Genomic DNA, 19,957 nt, shown 5'->3' on the forward strand with positions numbered 1-19,957 from the left:
CTCTCGGTCGTCGGGCCGGTCACGCGGCGTCGGGGGTGGCGGGCTTGCCGGCCTGGTCGTCGGTGGGCACCGACTCGAGGATCGCGGCGACGCCGAGGCCGCCGGCTGCGCACACGGAGACGAGGGCGCGGGCGGGTCGGCCGGTCTCGGCCGCGCGGGCGGCGAGCAGCTTGGCGGCCGTCGCGACGATGCGTCCGCCGGTCGCGGCGAAGGGGTGCCCCGCGGCGAGCGACGAGCCGTTGACGTTGAGTCGCGACCGGTCGATCGACCCGAGGGCGCCGTCGAGGCCGAGCTCGGTGCGGCAGTACTCGTCGTCCTCCCAGGCCTTGAGGGTCGAGAGGACGGTGGAGGCGAACGCCTCGTGGATCTCGTACAGGTCGAAGTCGCCCAGGGTGAGGCCGTTGCGCGCGAGCAGGCGCGGGACGGCGTGGACGGGCGCCATGAGCAGACCCTCGTGCCCGTGCACGAAGTCCACGGCCGCGGTCTCGGCGTCGACGACGCGGGCGAGCAGCGGCAGGTCGCGCGCCGTCGCCCACTCGCGCGACGCGAGGAGGACGGTCGACGCGCCGTCGGTCAGCGGGGTGGAGTTGCCCGCGGTCATGCTGGGCTCGGCGCCGCCCTCCGACCCGGCGAGGCGCTTTCCGTACACCGGCTTGAGCGACGCGAGCTTCTCCAGCGAGGAGTCGGCGCGCAGGTTCTGGTCGCGCACGAGGCCGCGGAACGGCGTGACGAGGTCGTCGAAGAACCCGGCGTCCCAGGCCGCGGCGAGGTGCTGGTGGGAGGCGAGGGCGAGCTCGTCCTGCGCCTCGCGGGTGATGCCCCAGCGCGCCGTCGTGACGGCCTGGTGCTCGCCCATCGACAGGCCGGTGCGGGGCTCGTCGGTCGCGGGGGTCAGGGGTGCGAGGTCCGACGGGCGGATCGACGCGAAGGCCTTGAGGCGTGCCGGGAAGGTCTTCGCGTGCGAGGCGTCGAGCAGCGCGCGGCGCAGGCCCTCGCTCACGGCGATCGGGGCGTCGGAGACGGTGTCGGTGCCGCCCGCGATGCCGGACTCGACCTGGCCGAGGCGGATCTTGTTCGCGACGGTGACCGTCGCCTCGAGGCCGGTGGCGCAGGCCTGCTGCAGGTCGTACGCGGGGGTCTGCGGCGACAGCGACGAGCCGAGGACCGACTCGCGGACGAGGTTGAAGTCGCGGGAGTGCTTGAGCACAGCACCGCCGACGACCTCGCCGATGCGCTCGCCCTGCAGGCCGAAGCGCGCGACGAGGCCCTCGAGCGCGGCGGTGAACATCTCCTGGTTGCTCGCCCGCGAGTACTTCCCGCCGGCGCGGGCGAAGGGGATCCGGTTGCCGCCGACGACGTACGCGTCGCGCACGCCGGGCGTGCCCGCGCCGTCCGGGGTGGTGCTCTGCTGGGTGGTCCGGTCGCTCGTCGTGCTCGTCGCCGGCGTCTTCCTCGTGGCCACTGCGCCTGCCTTCCTCGTCCGCACTCGCTGCGCTGCGTTGCTCGTCGGTCTCCGGGGCGGCCTGGTCGACCCGCTCCCGTCCCCGCCGTCGTCGCGTCCGGCGGGAGGGGCCGGACCAGGGCGGGTGTCCAAGACCAACAGTACCTGATACTGTCAGTATCGTGAGTCGGGTCACAGGGACCTGCCGTGCCCGGACGTGCCGGGCAGGCTCACGACGACACCGACGTCGCGACGGAGGACGAGCGTGAACGCAAGCGTGAGCGGGGTGGGTGCCCGCCCGGCAGCGGGCCGGCCCACGGTGGACGGACGCTCCACCCGCTGGGACGAGCACCGGGCCGCACGGCGCGCGGAGCTCATCCGTGCCGCCAGCAAGGCCGTGCACCGCGGCGGCCCCGGCGTCTCCATGGACGAGATCGCCGCCGCGTCGGGCACCTCGAAGTCGATCATCTACCGCTACTTCGACGACAAGACGGGCCTGCAGGTCGCGCTCGGCGCCGCTGTCGTCGGGCAGATGCACGACGCGCTGACCCAGGCCGCCGAGGCCGCCGAGACCCCCAAGCGCGCCCTGCGCGCGATGGTCGGCGTGTATCTCGAGATGATCGAGAGCTCGCCCAACGTCTACTACTTCGTCACCCGCACGAGCGCGGTCGCCGGGACGCAGGACACCGCGGGCGTCGTCACCGCCGGTGCGGGCACCGGTGCGCGGGCCCCGCTCGCCGCGTTCCTCGACTCCGTCATCGAGCTCGTCGCCGAGCCGTTCGCCCGCGTGACGGACGTCCCGCCCGCCGACGCCGCGGCGTGGGCCGCGGGCGCCGTCGGCTTCGTCCGCGGGGCGGGCGAGTGGTGGCTCGCGCACCGCGCCGCCCCGGACACCCCGGACCGTGAGCAGCTCACCGAGCGCGTCGCCTCGTGGCTGTGGTCCGGGCCCGTCGGCGTCCTCTCCCACAACCCGGGCGGCTCCCGCCCCGAGAACGCTCCCCGACCCGAGAACGCTCCCCGCACGACCGCGCCCTCGTCGGCCGCGCCGTCCTCAGACCCCCAGGAGACCCGATGACCGCCACGTCCGACCGTCCCGCCCTCAGCCCGGTGGACGGCTCCCTCACGACCGGCTCCGACGCGCGCGTGGACGTGCCCGGCCTGGAGCGTCTCCTCCTCGGCCGGTGGGCCGAGCTGCGCATGACGGCGCGGGCGACGGCGGGCGAGCCGGCGTTCTGGCGCGTCGAGGGCCAGAGCAAGGAGGTGCACCGCGAGCACGTCCTGGAGCAGATGCACCTGCTCGTGGGCAAGAAGCAGGTGTGGCGCGCGTTCCCCGAGCGCCTCGGCGGCGCGAACGACCCCGGCGGCAACCTCGCCGGGTTCGAGGAGCTCGTCGCCGCGGACCCGTCGCTGCAGATCAAGGCGGGCGTCCAGTGGGGGCTGTTCGCCTCGGCGATCCTCCATCTCGGCACGCCCGAGCAGCAGGACCGCCTGCTCCCCGGCGCGATGGACCTGTCCGTCCCCGGCGCGTTCGCGATGACGGAGACCGGGCACGGGTCCGACGTCGCGAGCATCGGCACCACGGCGACCTACGACCCCGAGACGGACGAGTTCGTCATCCACACCCCGTTCCGCGGGGCGTGGAAGGACTACCTCGGCAACGCGGCCGTGCACGCCACCGCCGCCGTCGTGTTCGCGCAGCTGATCACGAAGAACGTCGACCACGGCGTGCACGCGTTCTACGTGCCGATCCGCGACCCGCAGGGCGAGCGCGACGAGCTCGGCCGTCTGCCGTTCCTGCCGGGCGTCGGCGGCGAGGACGACGGCCAGAAGGGCGGCCTCAACGGCATCGACAACGGCCGCCTGCACTTCGACCACGTGCGCGTCCCGCGCACGGACCTCCTCGCGCGGTACGGGTCGGTCGCGGCGGACGGCACCTACTCGAGCCCGATCGACAGCCCCGGGCGCCGCTTCTTCACCATGCTGGGCTCGCTCGTCCAGGGGCGGGTGTCGCTCGACGGCGCCGCGGTCACCGCCGCGAAGCTCGGCCTGGCGATCGCGGTGCGCTACGCGAACGAGCGCCGCCAGTTCACGGGGGCGTCGTCGACGGACGAGGTCGTGCTTCTCGACTACGGCACGCACAAGCGCCGGCTGATCGTGCCGATCGCGGAGGCGTACGCCGCGCACTTCGCGCACGACCGCCTGCTCGACCTGTTCCACTCCGTGTTCTCCGGCGAGGAGGACACCCCGGAGCAGCGCGAGGACCTGGAGACCACGGCCGCCGCGCTCAAGGCGACGAGCACCCGGTTCGCGCTCGACACCCTCCAGGAGACGCGCGAGGCGTGCGGCGGCGCGGGCTTCCTCACGGAGAACCGCATCACGAGCCTGCACGCCGACCTCGACGTCTACGCGACGTTCGAGGGCGACAACACGGTGCTGCTCCAGCTCGTCGCGAAGCGACTGCTCGCCGACTACGGCAAGCAGTTCAAGGGCATCACGCCGGGGCAGATGGCGCGCGTCGTCGTCGAGCGCGCCGGTGACATGGCCCTGCACCGCACGCCGCTGAAGCGCGCGGCGCAGGCGCTCGCCGACGTGGGCGACCCGCGTCGTGCGGCGGGTCACCTGCGCGACCCGGAGACGCAGCGCGAGCTGCTCACGGACCGCGTCGAGACGATGGTCGCGGAGGTCGCGCAGGCGCTGCGCCCCGCGCAGAAGGCGGACCCGGAGACGGCGGCGAACCTGTTCAACGCCCACCAGGTCGAGCTCGTCGAGGCGGCCCGCGCGCACGCGGAGCTGCTGCGGTGGGAGGCGTTCACGCAGGCCCTGTCGACGGTCGAGGACGCCGGCACCCGCGAGGTGCTCACGACGGTGCGCGACCTGTTCGGTCTCAGCCTCGTGGAGCGTCACCTCGCCTGGTACCTGCTCAACGGGCGCCTGTCGGCGCAGCGCGCCCGCACGGTGACGAGCTACCTCGACCGCCTGATCGACCGGCTGCGCCCGCACGCGCAGGACCTCGTCGACGCGTGGGGCTACGGTCCGGAGCACCTGCGCGCGAAGATCGCGTCGGGCGCGGAGAAGGAGCGCCAGGACGAGGCGCGCGACTACTACCGGCGGCTGCGCGCGAGCGGCGACCAGCCGGTCAGCGAGAAGTCGCTGCGCAAGGCCGAGAAGGCCTCGAAGGGCTCGTCGGTGGCCACCCGCCACTGACGCCGCGCGCCGGGCGCCCGCCTCGACCTGAGGTGGCCGCCCGGTGCGCGACCCACTCCTCGACCACGCACGGCGGAGCGGTACCGCCGGTCGAGGGTCCTCCCGGGCGCCGTGACGACCACCAGCCGTCACGGCGCCCGTCGGCGTCCCGCACCCTGTCCCGCCGAGCACGAGGTTGCTGTTGTTCTCGCCCGTATAACGGCATCAGGCTCGTGTTCGCGGGCGAGGAGGCTCGTGGTCGGCAGGCGGGCCGGGCCGGGCGGGTCGCGTGCGGGTCAGGTCGGGTTGCAGCGGGCGGCGACCACGGCGACGAGCCCGACGTCGGGTCTCCACGGCTCGAGGTTCCACGTCGCCTTGTCGGGCGCGCCGAGGGCGTGGCAGACCAGCTGGTCGTGCATGCCGGGCGTCCCGGCCTCGGGCTCCGCCGCCACGAGCGCCTCCCACAGCACCGCGCGTCCCGCGACTCCGGCGGACCGCGCCCACGCCGTCGGGTCGACGGCGAGCGACCGCCCGCCCTCGTTCTCGCCCCACTCGGCGGAGCGCAGCGGGTCGGTGCCGAGCGTCGTCGTCACGGTGACGGTCCCCGTGCCCTCCTCGGTCTCCGTGCCCTTCGTGGTCCCCGTGCCCGACGTCGCGCCCTCCTCGGCCGGGTCGGTCGCCCGGTCCGGGGTGCGGATCTCGACGCGTCGCGCGTCCACGACGACGAGCCGCGCGTCCCCGGCGCGTGTGCCGGTGCCGGTGGCGCGCGGGGCGGTGAGCCCACCCACGGGCGACCCCGCGGCGTCGAGCACGGTGACGGTCCCGTCGGTGTTCGCGAGGAAGGTCACGTCGTCGGAGAGCCGGAGGCCGACGGAGCCGCTGCCGCCCCCGACGGTCAGGGTCGTCGCCCCCTCGCCGTCGGGGTCGAGCCGCACGCCGGCGTCCGGCGGGGAGACGACCTCGATCTCCACGTCGCCGGAGGACAGCACGACCGGCGGTGCGGCCGGGTCGGGGGTGGTCGGGCCGTCGCCGGTCCCGTCCTCCTGCGCAGGGTCTCGGGCAGCGTCCGAGGGGGCGTGCGTCTCCGTGCCGGTGGCCGTGCCGCTCGGGCTTGGCGCCGACGTGCACGCCGCCGTCGCGAGCACGGCGAGGACCACGGACCCCGCGGCGACGCGGGTCAGCACGCGATCACAGGCGCTCGAGTGCGGCCACGACGTCGAGGAGGCCGGCCCAGCGGCGCGCGGTGTCGGCGCGAAGGTCCATGCGCTCATCATGGGGCCTCGCGGGCGCGTGCGACAGGTCGTCAGCGCTCGTCGACGTCGTCGTCGAGGCGCGAGACGTCGGTGAAGGCGATCTGCCGCTTGCGGACGGCACGGTTCCACAGCCAGGTGAGGAAGGAGAGCACGACGCCGAGCCCGACGAGCGCACCGGCGATGACGTACTGCTCCTGCTGCTCGGCGCTGCGTGCCCACGGGCCGGCGAGGTAGCCGCACGTGACGGCGCCGAGCACGGCGAGGGGGGTGCGGGTCCGGAAGTGCTCGTGGTCGACGGGTCGGCGGCGCAGCACGAGCAGCGCGACGTTGACGACGGTGAACACGACGAGCAGCAGCAGGGACGTCGTCCCGCCGAGCAGCGCGACGGCGTTCGCGCCGCCCTCGGTCGCGGACTGCCGCACGACGTACGTGATGAGGCCGAACGCGATGGCCGTCGTCACGACGATCGAGACCCACGGGGTGCGGCGGAAGGGGTGCACCTGCCCGAACGCGCGGGGGAGCACGCCCTGGTTCGCCATGCCGTAGAGCAGGCGGGACGCCATGAGCATGTTGATGAGGGCGGAGTTCGCGACGGCGAACATGCCGATGAACGGGAAGATGGTCGCGAAGGGCAGGTTCGGCGCGCCGACGGCGACGACCTGGGTGAGCGCGGAGCCCTTCGACTCGTCGACGAGGTCGCCGACGGGGACGAGCGCGACGGCGGTGACGGCGACGAGCACGTAGATGACACCGGTGATGGACAGCCCGGTGAGCATCATGCGGGGGAAGTCGCGCACGGGGTTCGTGCACTCCTCGGCCATGTTCACGGAGTCCTCGAACCCGACCATGGCGAAGAACGCGAGGGTCGTCGCGGCGGTGACGGCGAGGAACACGCTCTTGTCGTCGGCGGACTCGAACACGACGACGCGCGAGAAGTCGGCCCTGCCCTGCGTCGCGGCCCACAGGCCCACGAAGATCACGAGGAGCAGGCCGGACAGCTCGACGAGGGACAGCACGACGTTGGCGCGCACGCTCTCGCCGACGCCACGGAAGTTGACGAGCGCGACGAGCGCCATGAACCCGAGCGCGATCCACAGGCGTCCGGCGCCCCCGACGTCGAGGTCGAGGCCGAACCCGTCGGACACGAACCCGGCGAACGCGTTGGACGCCGTCGACGCGGAGGTGATGCCCGAGCTCATGACCATGAACGCGACGACGAACGTGAGCAGGTGGATGCCGAACGCCTTGTGCGTGTAGAGGGCGGCGCCCGCGGCGCTCGGGTACTTGGTGACGAGCTCGAGGTAGGAGAAAGCGGTGATCGTCGCGACGACGAAGGCGAGCAGGAACGGCAGCCACGCCGCCCCGCCCACCTCGCCCGCGACCTGACCGGTGAGGGCGTAGACGCCCGTGCCGAGGATGTCCCCGACGATGAACAGCAGGAGGAGCTTGGGGCCCATGACGCGGCGCAGCTCGGGCCGCCCGTCGCGCTCGGTGGTCGTGCCGGCGTCCTCGGTCATGACGGCCCCCTCGCGCTCACGGACGTCCTGGACCTCCATTGGACCGCGCCGGGGTCCTGGCCGCCACGGCGATCCGGGGCGTGTCGCGGCGCAGCACGCCGGTGGTGATCGCGACGCCCAGGAGGAGCACGACGCCGCCGGTCGCCTCGGCCGGGTTCGGCACCTCACCGAGCACGAGCCACGCGGCGAGGATCCCGACGGGAGGGACGAGCATCGTGAAGGGCACGACCGCCGACGCCGGGTAGCGCGCGAGCAGCCCGTTCCAGACGCCGTACCCGACGAGGCTCGCGAGCCACGCCGTGTACAGCGTGGACAGCACGGGGGCGAGCGTCAGGTGGGTGAGGGCGTGCCCGACGGCGTCCGGCCCGTCGACCCAGAGCGACAGCCCGAGCAGGGGGACCGGCACGACGAGCGCGGACCAGACGGTCATCGACAGCCCGTCCGCCCACGCGGGCGCACCGCGCCGCCCCCGCGAGGGAGCACCCCGGTCGCGCGAGGTAGAACGCTGGTCACGCGAGGTAGAACGCTGGTCACGCGAGGTAGAACGCTGGTCCCGCGAGGTAGAACGCTGGTCCCGCGAGGTAGTACTCCGGTCACGCCTGCCCGCCCGGCGCGCGACGACGTTCCCGACCGCCCACGACGACGCGGCGGCGAGGGTGAGCAGGAAGGCGAGCGCCGGCGTCGTCTCGCTGCGGCCGAGACCGACGACGAGGAGGCCGAGCGCCCCGACGACGACCCCGACGACCTGGCGGCGTGTCGGCGACTCGCGCAGGGACAGGGCGGCGAAGAGGACGGTGAGGCCGACCTGCGCCTGGAGGACGAGGGAGGCGAGGCCGGGCGGCATGCCGAGGGACAGCGCCGTGTAGAGCAGGCCGAACTGGCCGAGGCTCATGAACAGGCCGACGAGCAGGACGTCGCGCCACCGGGCGGTGGGGCGCGGGACGAGGAAGATCGCGGGGACGAGCACGACGGCGAACCGCAGGGCGACGAAGAGCGTGGGCGGCAGGTCGCCGAGGCCGAGGTCGATGACGACGAAGTTCGCTCCCCAGAGCACGGCGACGAGGGTCGCGAGGAGGGAGGGGCGCAGGGGCATGCGGTCAGCGTGCCCCCGCCCGATCGTGCACGTCCAGCGAACGATCATGACGAGTTCCCGGAAGCGTGGCTGCACGGTACCGTCGAGGGATGATCGACCTCGCCGCCGTGGACGCGCTCGTCGCCGTCGACCGCACCGGCACCGTGCACGCCGCCGCCCGCGACCTGGGGTACACGCCGTCGGCCGTGTCGCAGCAGGTCAAGCGGCTGGAACGCGAGCTCGGGGTGCGCCTGCTCGACCGGGCCGGACGCGGCGTCGTCCTCACCGCCGCGGGGCGCCGCGTCGTCGACGAGGGCCGCGTCCTGCGCGAGCAGGTCGAGGCGCTGCGCGCGCGCCTGCACGACGCCGGGGCCCGCCCCACCGGCACCGTGCGCCTCGGGACGTTCTCCACCGCGGCGCGCGGCGTCGTCGCCCCGCTGCTCGCCGGGGTCCGCGCGGACGAGCCGGACCTGCGCGTCGTCGTGCAGGAGCTCGAGCCCTGGGACGCGGTGGCCGCCGTCGCCGCGGGCACCCTCGACCTCGCGCTCGTGCACCACTGGGAGGGTGTGGGGATCTCGCTGCCGCCCGCCCTGCGCAGCGAGGAGCTGTTCCGCGACGAGGCGGACGTGCTCGTGCACCGGTCGAGCCCGCTCGCCGCCCGCGAGACCCTGACGCCCGCGGACCTCCTCGACGAGACGTGGGTCTGCACGCCCGACGGCACGATCTGCTACGAGTGGTTCTGCCACATGTTCGCCCGCGAGCCCCGCGTGCCGCGCATCGACTACCGGTGCCTGGAGTTCGCGTCGCAGGTCGAGCTCGTCCGGCACGGGCTCGCCGTGGCGCTCGTCCCGCGCCTCGGCCGCGGACCGCTGCCCGCCGACGTCGCCGCCGTCCCGGTGCGCGAGCCCGTCCCCACGCGGCCCGTGACCGTCGTGTGGCGCGCGACGATGTCCGACGCGCCCGCGGTGCGGTTCCTGCGGGAGCGGCTGCGCGACGTCGTGCCCTGACGGTGCCGGAACTCCGACCGGGCCCGGGCCGTTGGGCACCAGGAGACCTCGACGCACGACCCGCGCGCTGCCGAGAACCGGACGCCGCGCCCCGACGAGAAGGGCACCGATGACCGCGGACACCCCGACCGCCCGACGCACCCCCGACCCCACGGCCGTCGCGGTCGCCGGGGCGATGACCCTCGCCTGGTACGCCGTGCCCGACGTCGCCCGCCGCCGGGGCGTGCGCGCCCTGCTCAAGTCGGTGGTCGGCGTGGCCGGTGCGGTCGCCACGGTGACCGCGACGCGCGACGGTCGCGACCTGCAGGACGCGGTGCGCACCCTGCGGGACACGGCCCGCGCGGCCGCCGACGGCACCCTCCCCACGGACGGGGAGGCGTCCGACGGGACGCCCGACGACGGCCCGCGCGAGGACAACGCCTACGTCCCCGCCGTCGACGACGCCCCGTTCCCCGTCCCGCCGGCGGTGCTCGCCGCCGCGAGCGTCGGGGCGGTCGCGCTGAGCGCGGCTCTCGTCGTCGCGGGGGAGAAGTGGGCGTACCGCCGCGGCGAGAGGCTGCGCGAGCGCGGCGTGCGCCTGCCGCACACCCGTGTCGGCGTCGCGATGGCCGGGGTCGCCGTGGCGCTCGCGGTCGCCGAGCCCTTCCTGTGGAAGGGTGAGGACACCGAGCCGACGGCCTGACGCCGGCTCCCGTCGGGGCCCGAGGGCCGGAGGGAGGCGCCGTGCTCGTCGTCGGGCTGGTGCTCGCGGGGGTCGCCGCGGCGGTCCACGTCTGGATCTTCGTCATGGAGTCGCTCACGTGGACGAGCGCGCGCACGCGCGCGACGTTCGGGACCACCCGCGAGCAGGCCGAGCAGACGAGGGAGCTCGCGTTCAACCAGGGGTTCTACAACCTCTTCCTCGCCGTCCTCGTCCTGCTCGGGATCGTCCTGCACGCGGCGGGGTGGACGACGGCGGGCGCGACCCTCGTGCTCGCGGGGACCGGGTGCATGGTCGCGGCGGGTGCCGTGCTGCTCGTGTCGTCGCCGTCGAAGGCGCGGGCGGCGCTCGTGCAGCTCGTCCCTCCGCTCCTCGGCGCGGTCGGCGTCGTCGTGGGCCTGGTGTCCTGAGCCTCGGGCGGCAGCCGACCGGTCGGCGAACCGCCGGTAGACTGGCCGCGCGCCGTCGTGCGCTCCCCGTCAGCGTCCACCCGAGGGAACCGATGACCGCCCCCGCACCCCAGGCCTCCGCACGCCCTGCTGCTCCCAGCGCCGCTCGACCGACGTTGGACACGGTCGAGCAGGCCGCAGCCACCCCCGACGAGGTCCAGCCGTTCGCCGAGCTCGGCCTCAAGCCCGACGAGTACCAGCGCATCCGCGACATCCTCGGGCGCCGCCCGACGGCCGCGGAGCTCGCCATGTACTCCGTGATGTGGTCCGAGCACTGCTCCTACAAGTCGTCCAAGGTGCACCTGTCGTCGTTCGGCAGGGCCACGACCGACGAGATGAAGGAGCACCTGCTCGTCGGCATCGGCGAGAACGCGGGTGTCGTCGACATCGGCGACGGCTGGGCCGTGACGTTCAAGGTCGAGTCGCACAACCACCCGTCGTTCGTCGAGCCCTACCAGGGCGCCGCGACGGGCGTCGGCGGCATCGTCCGCGACATCATCTCGATGGGCGCGCGCCCGGTCGCCGTCATGGACCAGCTCCGCTTCGGCGCGGTCGACCACCCGGACACGGCCCGCGTGGTCCACGGCGTGGTGTCGGGCGTCGGCGGCTACGGCAACTCGCTCGGCCTGCCGAACATCGGCGGCGAGCTCGTGTTCGACCCGTCGTACCAGGGCAACCCGCTCGTCAACGCGCTGTGCCTCGGCGTGCTGCGCCACGAGGACATCCACCTCGCCAACGCCTCGGGCGTGGGCAACAAGGTCGTCCTGTTCGGTGCGCGCACGGGCGGCGACGGCATCGGCGGCGCCTCGATCCTCGCGTCGGAGACGTTCGAGGACGGCGTCCCCGCGAAGCGCCCGAGCGTGCAGGTGGGCGACCCCTTCATGGAGAAGGTGCTCATCGAGTGCTGCCTCGAGCTCTACGCGGCGAAGGTCGTCGAGGGCATCCAGGACCTCGGTGCCGCGGGCATCTCCTGCGCGACGTCGGAGCTCGCCTCCAACGGCGACGGCGGCATGCACGTGTGGCTCGACGACGTCCTGCTGCGCGACCCCACGCTCAACGCGGGCGAGATCCTCATGTCGGAGTCGCAGGAGCGCATGATGGCGGTCGTCGCGCCGGACAAGCTCGACGCGTTCCTCGCGATCACCGGGAAGTGGGACGTCGAGACGGCCGTCATCGGCGAGGTCAACGACTCCGGCCGCCTGACGATCGACCACCACGGGCAGCGCATCGTCGACGTCGACCCGCGCACGGTCGCGCACGAGGGCCCGGTGTACCACCGGCCGTACGCGCGCCCGACGTGGCAGGACGGGCTGAACGCGGACACCGTCTCGGGGCCCGACGGCGCGGCTCGCCTCGCCCGTCCGGAGACCGGCGACGACCTGCGCGCCACGGCGCTGCGCCTGCTCGCCTCGCCGAACCTCGCGTCGAAGGAGTGGGTGACGAACCAGTACGACCGGTTCGTCCAGGGCAACACGGCTCTCGCCCAGCCCGACGACTCGGGTGTCGTGCGCGTCGACGAGACGACGGGCCTCGGGGTCGCGCTCGCGACGGACGCGAACGGCCGGTACGGCAAGCTCGACCCGCGCACGGGCGCCCAGCTCGCGCTCGCCGAGGCGTACCGCAACGTCGCGACGACGGGCGCTCGCCCGCTCGCCGTGACGGACTGCCTGAACTTCGGCTCGCCGGAGGACCCGGACTCGATGTGGCAGCTCGTCGAGGCGATCGAGGGCCTCGCGGACGCGTGCCGCGAGCTCGGCACGCCCGTCACGGGCGGCAACGTCTCGCTCTACAACGGCACGGGCGAGCCCGGGCAGATCGACTCGTCGATCCACCCGACCCCCGTCGTGGGCGTCCTGGGCGTGCTCGACGACGTCGCGCACGCCACGCCCTCGGGCTGGCGCGAGACCGGCGAGGCCATCTACCTGCTGGGCACCACGCGCGGCGAGCTCGACGGGTCGGCCTGGGCCGACGTCGAGCACGGCCACCTCGGCGGTGTCCCGCCGCGCGTCGACCTCGCGGCCGAGAAGGCGCTCGCCGGGGTGCTGGTCAACGCGAGCCGCGACGACCTCGTCTCCGCGGCGCACGACCTGTCCGAGGGCGGCCTCGTCCAGGGCCTGCTCGAGGCGTCGCTGCGGTTCGGGGTCGGCGCGAGCGTGTCGCTCGACGCGATCACCGAGCGCGACGGCGTCACGCCGTTCGAGGCGCTGTTCTCCGAGTCGACGGCGCGTGCGCTGGTCTCCGTGCCGCGGGGTGAAGAGAGCAAGCTCGTCGACGCGTGCGTGGCGCGCGGCGTCCCGGTCGTGAAGATCGGCGAGACGGGCACGGACCCCGCCGCCGCGGCGGACGCGGGCGAGACGCTCGACGTCGTCGGGTTGTTCACGATCCCGCTGGCCGAGGCCGACGAGGCCTTCCGCGGGACGCTGCCGCGCATCTTCGGCTGACATCGTGGGCTGACCGGCCGCCGAGCACGAGGTTGATGTCGTCAAGAGGCCCAGAACGACATCGACCTCGTGCTCGGCGGTCGCCGTGCGCGGGTTTCGTGGAGGTCGGCGGGCGACGTGGTGCGGGGCGTGGCTCGGCGACCGCGCGCGCTGGGAGAGTCCGGGCATGACCTCGACGGCCACCGCGCTCCCGCCCGCCCGCGTCGCCACCCGTCGTCGCCCGGGCGGCCCGGTGCTCGGGGTCGTGCTGGGCCTGGCGACGGCGGCCGTCGTCGCGATGACGCTCGTGCGCCTCGTGCCGTTCGACGCGGCCGTGCCGTTCGCGCAGCTCGTGGGGCTCACGCCCTGGGTCGCGGGCGCGGCCGCGCTGCTGCTGGTCGTGGTGCTGCTCGCGCGGCGTCGGGCCCTCGCGCTGCTCGTGGCGGCGTGCGTCGTCGGGCAGGCGCTGTGGGTCGTGCCGTTCTTCGTCCCCGAGGAGCGCGCGCCCGCGACCGGGTCCGCGCCGCTGCGGGTGCTCGGCGCCAACGCCTGGCTCGGGCAGGCCGACGCCCGGCAGGTCGTGGACCTCGTCCGCGCGGAGGACGTGCAGGTGCTCGCCGTCGTCGAGCTCACCGCGGACTTCCGCGAGCGCCTCGTGGCGGAGGGGCTGGAGGAGGTCCTGCCGCACCACGTGGACGACAAGGCGGGCAACGGGTCGGAGGGCAGCGGGCTGTGGAGCGCGCTGCCGCTGACCGACGTGGACCTGACGCCGTTCTCGACGTTCGCGATGCCGTCCGCGACGGTCGAGCTCGACGGGCGCCCGGTGCGGGTCACGGCCGTCCACCCGGTGCCGCCGCTGCTGCGGACCACGTCGACGTGGCACGACGAGCTGCTGCGCCTGGGTGCGAGGGCGCGCGCCGACGCGCAGCCGCAGGTCCTCGTGGGGGACTTCAACGCCACCTACGACCACGCGTCGTTCCGGGCGCTGCTGGGCGACCGCTTCCAGGACGCGACGCGCAGCGCGGGGCATGGGCTCAACCTCTCGTGGTCCGCGCGGCCCGGCACGCCCGACCTGCTGGACCTCGACCACGTGGTGACGGACCGGGAGAACGTCGTGACCGACGTCGGCTCGGTCGCGGTGCGGGGGAGCGACCACCGGGCGATCCTCGCGACCGTGCACGTGCCGCGGCCCTGACGACTCCCTGGGCCGGGCGGCGGGTCGGTGCCTAGACTGGGAGGGTCCCTGGGCGCGGGACCCGTGGGGCGTGCGAGGTCGCTGACGATGACGTGGCAGCTCCTGTTCTGGTGCGCGACGGCGTGCACGACGGTCGCCGTCGTCCGGGTGCTGCTGCGCCACCGGCCGGACGTGGTGGCGGCCCTGCGCGCGGCGGTGCCGCGTCGTCGCCGGGTCGGGCCCCCGGACCCGCTGCGGACGCTCGCGCTGCAGGTGCGGCTCACGGAGCTCGCGGCGGAGATGCGGCGCATCGAGGCGGACCCGGACGTGTACGCGCGCGCCCACCACTACCTGGCCGTGCAGGGCGCGTACGACGCGCTGCTGCGGGAGGCGTGCCGCCTGACGGGCCTGCCGGTCGAGGACGCGCCGCTGCGCGCGGGGCTGCGGGCGCACGACGACGAGCGGTTGCGCGAGGAGCTCGAGCTCAGCGCGCGCGGCTGGAGCTGGTGACCGCTGCGGGCGGCCCGCGCGTCGTGTGACGGGGGCGACACGTGATCCGCGGAACACCCGGCCCGAGGGTTTCCGGTACAGGCGTACAGTCGGCAGTTCTGTCCGTCGCACCGAGGAGAACCCATGGACAGCCGCCTGCAGACCGTGTTCGACGACGTCCTGCGTCGCAACCCCGGCGAGCTCGAGTTCCACCAGGCCGTCCGGGAGGTGTTCGACTCCCTCGCGCCCGTCCTCGCCAAGCACCCGCGCTACGTCGAGGCCGCCGTCCTGGAGCGCCTGTGCGAGCCCGAGCGGCAGGTCGTGTTCCGCGTGCCGTGGGTCGACGACGCGGGGCGCGTGCGGATCAACCGCGGCTTCCGGGTCGAGTTCTCCTCCGCGCTCGGGCCCTACAAGGGCGGGCTGCGCTTCCACCCGTCCGTGTACCTCGGGATCGTCAAGTTCCTCGGGTTCGAGCAGGTGTTCAAGAACTCGCTCACCGGCATGCCGCTCGGCGGCGGCAAGGGCGGCTCCGACTTCGACCCGCGGGGACGCTCCGAGGGCGAGGTCATGCGGTTCTGCCAGTCCTTCATGACCGAGCTCTACCGGCACCTCGGCGAGCACACCGACGTCCCCGCGGGCGACACGGGCGTCGGCGGACGGGAGATCGGGTACCTGTTCGGCCAGTACAAGCGCATCACGAACCGCTACGAGTCGGGCGTGCTCACCGGCAAGGGGCTCACGTGGGGCGGGTCGCTCGTGCGGACCGAGGCCACGGGGTACGGCACCGTGCTGTTCGCCGAGCGGATGCTCGGCACGCGCGGCGAGGGGCTCGACGGGCGGCGGGTGGTCGTCTCCGGCTCCGGCAACGTCGCCACCCACGCGATCGCGAAGGCGCAGGCGCTCGGCGCGCACGTCGTGACCTTCTCCGACTCGTCCGGGTACGTGGTCGACGAGGCGGGCGTGGACCTCGACCTGCTGCGCCACGTCAAGGAGGTCGAGCGGGGCCGGGTCGCCGACTACGCGGCACGCCGACCCGGCGCCCGCGTCGTCACCGACGGCAGCGTCTGGGCCGTCCCGGCGGACGTCGCCCTGCCGTGCGCGACCCAGAACGAGCTCGACGAGCAGGCCGCGAAGCAGCTCGTCGCCCACGGCGTGGTCGCCGTGGCCGAGGGGGCCAACATGCCGACGACGCCCGCCGCCGTCGCGCTCCTGCAGGACGCGGGCGTGCTGGTCGCCCCGGGCAAGGCGGCGAACGCGGGCGGGGTCGCGACGTCGGCCCTGGAGATGCAGCAGAACGCCTCGCGGGACTCGTGGTCGTTCGAGCACACCGAGGAGCGGCTCGCGCAGACGATGGCCGGGATCCACGACCGGTGCGTCGAGACGGCCGACGAGTACGGCGCGCCGGGCGACTACGTGCTGGGTGCGAACATCGCCGGGTTCACGAAGGTCGCGGACGCGATCATCGCCCTCGGGGTGATCTGAGCGTCGTCTACCCTGACGGGCGGCCGTCGTCCTCGTCGGCCGCACGGCGAGCGACAGGAGCACGAGGTGTCGGCAGGCAGCAGCACGGGGTCCGGTCCGCAGGGGCGCGACGTCGCGCTCGAGATCGCGGTCCAGGACCCGGCAGGCGTCGGTGTCGCGGCGACGGTCGGCGCGCGACGCGTCGAGCTCTGCACCGGACTGGGCGCCACGGGCGGCCTGACGCCGGGCGCGGGGCTCGTGGAGGCCGCGCTGCACGCCTCCGCGGAGGCGGCACGGGCCGCGGGTGCCGGACCGGAGGTGCACGTCCTCGTCCGCCCCCGGCCCGGGGGCTTCGTCTACGCCGCCGACGAGCTCGACGTGCAGGTGCGCGAGGTCCGGGCAGCGGTCGCCGCCGGCGCCCACGGCGTCGTCGTCGGCGCGCTCACCCCGCAGGGCCGGGTCGACGAGGACGCGGTCGCCGCGCTCGTCGCGGCGGCGGGCGACGCCGAGGTCACCTTCCACCGCGCGCTCGACGTGGTCCCCGACGCTCTCGCCGCGCTCGACCGGCTCGCCGCCCTCGGCGTCCGGCGGGTCCTGACGTCCGGCGGGGCGCCGCGCAGCATCGACGGCGTGGACCGGCTCGCGCACCTCGCCCGCCACGCCCACGACGTGCTCGACGGGAGCCTCCAGGTCATGGCGGGCGGCGGCGTGCGGGTCGAGGACGTCCCCGCGCTCGTCGCGGCCGGGGTGGACGCGGTCCACCTCTCCGCCAAGCGGGTCGTGACCGACGACGCCGGGCCGGGCGGGGGCGGGGACGCCGGCTACGAGGTCACCGACCCCGGCGTCGCCGCGGCCGCGCGTGCGGCGCTGGACGCCGCGCGGGGACCCGAGTCCTGACACCACGACGACACCGCACGACCTAGGGGGAAGCACGATGTTCGACCTGACCAGTCCCGTCCCGTTCGTCCTGGGCACGCTGCCCTTCGGCTCGCGGGTCGACCGCGCGACGTCGTACGCGGTGCTGGACCGCTTCCGGGAGGCCGGCGGGCAGCACCTGGACACGGCGAACAACTACGTCCAGTGGGAGGACGGTGCCAGCGGGGACGAGAGCGAGGACCTGCTGGCCCGGTGGTTCGCCGACCGGCCGGGCGCCCGCGACGGGACGGTGCTCGCCACGAAGGTCGGTGCCCGCAGCGACCCGGCACGGCCCGGAGGGTGCCCGGCCGACATGGAGGGCCTGTCGCGCCCGGCGGTCCGGCGTGCGGTCGAGGGCAGCCTGCGCCGGCTGGGCACGGACCGCGTCGACCTGCTGTACGCGCACGTGACGGACCCGGCGACGCCGGTGCGCGAGACCGTCTCCGCCCTCGCCGAGGTGGTGGACGAGGGCCTGGTCGGTGCGCTGGGCTGCAGCAACCACGACCTGGGCACCCTGCGCGCCGCGCACCGGGCGGCCGACGAGCTCGGCGTCCCGGGGTACACCGCCGTGCAGCAGCGCTTCACGTACCTGCGGCCGGCGGAGGGCACGGACTTCGGCGTGCAACGGCTCGCCGGGGCCGACCTGCTGGACCACCTGGGGCGACGACCCGGCTGCACGGCGCTCGGGTACTCGCCGCTGCTCTCGGGCGCCTACGCGTCCCGCGACCGGCTGCCGGACGCGTACCGCGGCCCGCGGTCCGACGCGGCGCTGCGTGTGCTGGACCAGGTGGCGGACGAGCACGGCGTGGGGCCGGTGCAGGTGGTCCTGGCCTGGATGGTCCGGCGGGCGCGGCCCGTGGTCCCGGTGGTGGGGGTCAGCACCGTCGCGCAGCTCGACGAGTGCCTGGGCGCGGCGGCGCTGCGCCTGGACGAGGACCAGCTCGCGCGGCTCGACGACGCGCACCAGGGCTGACGCCGGACCGCCCGGCAGAGCGGGACGACGGTCTGCGTGTCGTCTCGTCACCCCGCGCCGACGTGAGAGAAATCTCAGTTAGGTAACTTTCCTGTCGTATCGACCGGAAGACGGTTCCTCATTAGTTAGTGTTCCTGCCACACGCCCTCCGGGGGCGCACGACGAACGACGCGAGGGCGCGTCGTCCCTGCGAAAGGACCGAAGATGATTCGACGCACGACGCGCAAGCGTCTGCTCACGGCGGCGGCGCTCGTGACCGGCGTGTCGCTCCTCGCGGCCGGGTGCACCGGCGGTGGCGGCGAGGGCGAGGGCGACGGCGAGGCCGCGGCCGGCCGGACCCTCAACATCTGGGCCGGGACCCAGACGCCCGTGGTCGCGAACTTCAACCCCTACTCGCCGAACCCGCTGCACGCGGCGAACGGCGCGATCTACGAGCCGCTCTTCTACTACAACAAGGCGCAGGCCAGCGAGCCGGAGCCCCGCCTCGGCCAGACGATGGAGTGGTCCGAGGACGGCCTCGAGCTCACCGTCACGCTGCGCGAGGGCGTCAAGTGGACCGACGGCGAGGACTTCGACGCCGACGACGTCGTGTTCTCCCAGACGAACGCCGCGGCGCAGCGCGACTTCATCGAGTCCGTCGAGGCGCTCGACACCCACACGGTGAAGTGGACGTTCAGCTCGCCGCAGTTCACGTCCGAGGTGCAGCTCCTCGGGACGGCGTTCGTGGTCCCCGAGCACATCTTCGCCGAGGTCGACGACCTCGTGACGTTCACCAACGAGAACCCGGTCGGCACCGGTCCGTTCAAGTTCGACTCGGTGACCGAGGCCGCGTACACGGTCGTCGCGAACGAGGACTACTGGGACGGTGCGCCGAAGCTGGAGAAGGTCCGCTACCTCGGCATCGACCAGAACCAGAGCGCCGAGGACCTCATGACCACGGGCAAGGTCGACTGGACCGCGATGTTCGTCGCCGACCCCGACCGCATCACCGCGGACGGCCGCCTGTCGATGCTCAACACGCCGCAGAACCCGACGACGATCTACAGCTGCGTCTCGGTGGACCTCGGCTGCGAGGGCCCGCAGACCGACGTCGCCGTGCGCCAGGCGCTCAACCTCGCCATGGACCGCACGGAGATCAACGAGAAGGCCTTCGCCGGCCTCTCGGCGACCGCGTCCCCGACGTTCGCCCTGCTCGGGCGCGACGACCGCTGGATCTCGCCCGACGTCGAGGCCGAGTCGCCGCAGAGCGCCGACCCCGAGGCCGCAGCGAAGGTCCTCGAGGACGCCGGCTACACCAAGGGTGCGGACGGCATCTACGAGAAGGACGGCCAGAAGGTCGAGATGGACCTCATCACGGTCGACGGCTGGAACGACTACAACGCCCTCGGCGACCTGTTCGTCGAGGACGCGAAGGCCGCGGGCATCGCCCTGACGCACACGAAGGTCTCCCAGCAGGAGATGTCGGACGCGCGCGCCGCGGGCACCTACGAGCTCATGGTCGGCGGCATCACGGGCACCGCGCTCGACGACCCGTTCCAGATCTACCGCCAGTGGATGTCGACGGAGTACACGCTCCCGGTCGGCGAGGTCATGGAGTCGGGCAAGTTCAACTTCGTGCGCTACACCAACCCGAAGCTCGACGCCGCGGTCTCGGCGGCCGCGGCCACCGAGGACGAGGCGGCCAAGCAGGAGCAGTACGCGATCATCCAGGAGGAGATCGCTCGTGACCTGCCCTACATCCCCGTCGTCGTGAACGCGACGCAGACCTTCATGGACACGAAGGACTTCACGGGCTGGCCCACGGAGGACGACCTCTATGCCTTCCCGCCCTCGTGGGAGAACGTCGCGAACGGCATCGTGCTCTCGAAGCTCGAGCCCAAGAGCTGATGCTCACGCGCCGAGG

Annotated in this window: 16 protein-coding genes; 12 read left to right on the top strand and 4 right to left on the bottom strand. The window is 74.0% G+C overall.

Going from position 1 to position 19,957, the window contains the following annotated elements:
• Positions 1–19: 19 nt before the first annotated feature.
• On the bottom strand, positions 20–1,462 hold the full coding sequence (locus LGQ04_RS01130; protein WP_372469872.1) for an acetyl-CoA C-acetyltransferase: 1,443 nt from the start codon (positions 1,460–1,462) through the stop codon (positions 20–22).
• A 244-nt stretch (positions 1,463–1,706) separates the two neighbouring features.
• Here LGQ04_RS01130 and LGQ04_RS01135 point away from each other — a divergent pair, with 244 nt between their 5' ends.
• Together LGQ04_RS01135 and LGQ04_RS01140 are read left to right on the top strand one after the other, a co-directional pair.
• Positions 1,707–2,516 carry a TetR/AcrR family transcriptional regulator gene (locus LGQ04_RS01135; protein WP_229241636.1) on the top strand — a complete coding sequence of 270 codons (810 nt, stop codon included), beginning with the start codon at positions 1,707–1,709 and terminating at the stop codon, positions 2,514–2,516.
• A complete protein-coding gene (locus LGQ04_RS01140) occupies positions 2,513–4,645 on the top strand; it encodes an acyl-CoA dehydrogenase family protein (protein WP_229241637.1) in 2,133 nt (710 codons plus the stop codon). The genes LGQ04_RS01135 and LGQ04_RS01140 overlap by 4 nt, the downstream gene beginning before the upstream one ends.
• 275 nt (positions 4,646–4,920) lie before the next feature.
• On the opposite strand, the gene LGQ04_RS01145 is transcribed toward LGQ04_RS01140, so the two are convergent.
• From LGQ04_RS01145 to LGQ04_RS01155, 3 genes are all read right to left on the bottom strand, one after another.
• Complete coding sequence (locus LGQ04_RS01145) at positions 4,921–5,808, bottom strand: DUF2599 domain-containing protein (protein WP_229241638.1); 888 nt, start codon at positions 5,806–5,808, stop codon at positions 4,921–4,923.
• A gap of 119 nt (positions 5,809–5,927) precedes the next feature.
• A complete protein-coding gene (locus tag LGQ04_RS01150) occupies positions 5,928–7,394 on the bottom strand; it encodes an APC family permease (protein WP_229241639.1) in 1,467 nt (488 codons plus the stop codon).
• 16 nt (positions 7,395–7,410) lie between these two features.
• Entirely contained in the window at positions 7,411–8,487 is a 1,077-nt protein-coding gene (locus tag LGQ04_RS01155) for an EamA family transporter (RefSeq protein ID WP_229241640.1), read from the bottom strand.
• An 89-nt stretch (positions 8,488–8,576) separates the two neighbouring features.
• Here LGQ04_RS01155 and LGQ04_RS01160 point away from each other — a divergent pair, with 89 nt between their 5' ends.
• From LGQ04_RS01160 to LGQ04_RS01205, 10 genes are all read left to right on the top strand, one after another.
• On the top strand, positions 8,577–9,473 hold the full coding sequence (locus LGQ04_RS01160; protein ID WP_229241641.1) for a LysR family transcriptional regulator: 897 nt from the start codon (positions 8,577–8,579) through the stop codon (positions 9,471–9,473).
• A gap of 109 nt (positions 9,474–9,582) precedes the next feature.
• Entirely contained in the window at positions 9,583–10,155 is a 573-nt protein-coding gene (locus tag LGQ04_RS01165; RefSeq protein WP_229241642.1) for a hypothetical protein, read from the top strand.
• A 41-nt stretch (positions 10,156–10,196) separates the two neighbouring features.
• Positions 10,197–10,583: a DUF1304 domain-containing protein gene (locus LGQ04_RS01170; protein WP_229241643.1), complete on the top strand. Its 387-nt coding sequence runs from the start codon at positions 10,197–10,199 to the stop codon at positions 10,581–10,583.
• Between the two features lie 92 nt (positions 10,584–10,675).
• Positions 10,676–13,063 carry a phosphoribosylformylglycinamidine synthase subunit PurL gene (gene purL / locus LGQ04_RS01175; protein ID WP_229241644.1) on the top strand — a complete coding sequence of 796 codons (2,388 nt, stop codon included), beginning with the start codon at positions 10,676–10,678 and terminating at the stop codon, positions 13,061–13,063.
• Between the two features lie 166 nt (positions 13,064–13,229).
• Positions 13,230–14,237 carry an endonuclease/exonuclease/phosphatase family protein gene (locus tag LGQ04_RS01180; protein WP_229241645.1) on the top strand — a complete coding sequence of 336 codons (1,008 nt, stop codon included), beginning with the start codon at positions 13,230–13,232 and terminating at the stop codon, positions 14,235–14,237.
• Positions 14,238–14,324: 87 nt separating this feature from the next.
• Positions 14,325–14,726 carry a hypothetical protein gene (locus LGQ04_RS01185; RefSeq protein ID WP_229241646.1) on the top strand — a complete coding sequence of 134 codons (402 nt, stop codon included), beginning with the start codon at positions 14,325–14,327 and terminating at the stop codon, positions 14,724–14,726.
• Positions 14,727–14,849: 123 nt separating this feature from the next.
• A complete protein-coding gene (gene gdhA, locus LGQ04_RS01190; protein ID WP_229241647.1) occupies positions 14,850–16,187 on the top strand; it encodes an NADP-specific glutamate dehydrogenase in 1,338 nt (445 codons plus the stop codon).
• Between the two features lie 66 nt (positions 16,188–16,253).
• Complete coding sequence (locus tag LGQ04_RS01195) at positions 16,254–17,063, top strand: copper homeostasis protein CutC (protein WP_229241648.1); 810 nt, start codon at positions 16,254–16,256, stop codon at positions 17,061–17,063.
• A gap of 37 nt (positions 17,064–17,100) precedes the next feature.
• Positions 17,101–18,054 carry an aldo/keto reductase gene (locus LGQ04_RS01200; RefSeq protein ID WP_229241649.1) on the top strand — a complete coding sequence of 318 codons (954 nt, stop codon included), beginning with the start codon at positions 17,101–17,103 and terminating at the stop codon, positions 18,052–18,054.
• A gap of 204 nt (positions 18,055–18,258) precedes the next feature.
• Positions 18,259–19,941 carry an ABC transporter substrate-binding protein gene (locus tag LGQ04_RS01205; protein ID WP_229241650.1) on the top strand — a complete coding sequence of 561 codons (1,683 nt, stop codon included), beginning with the start codon at positions 18,259–18,261 and terminating at the stop codon, positions 19,939–19,941.
• Positions 19,942–19,957 lie beyond the last annotated feature (16 nt).

Source organism: Cellulosimicrobium marinum (assembly GCF_020551945.1).
GTDB lineage: Bacteria > Actinomycetota > Actinomycetes > Actinomycetales > Cellulomonadaceae > Cellulosimicrobium > Cellulosimicrobium marinum.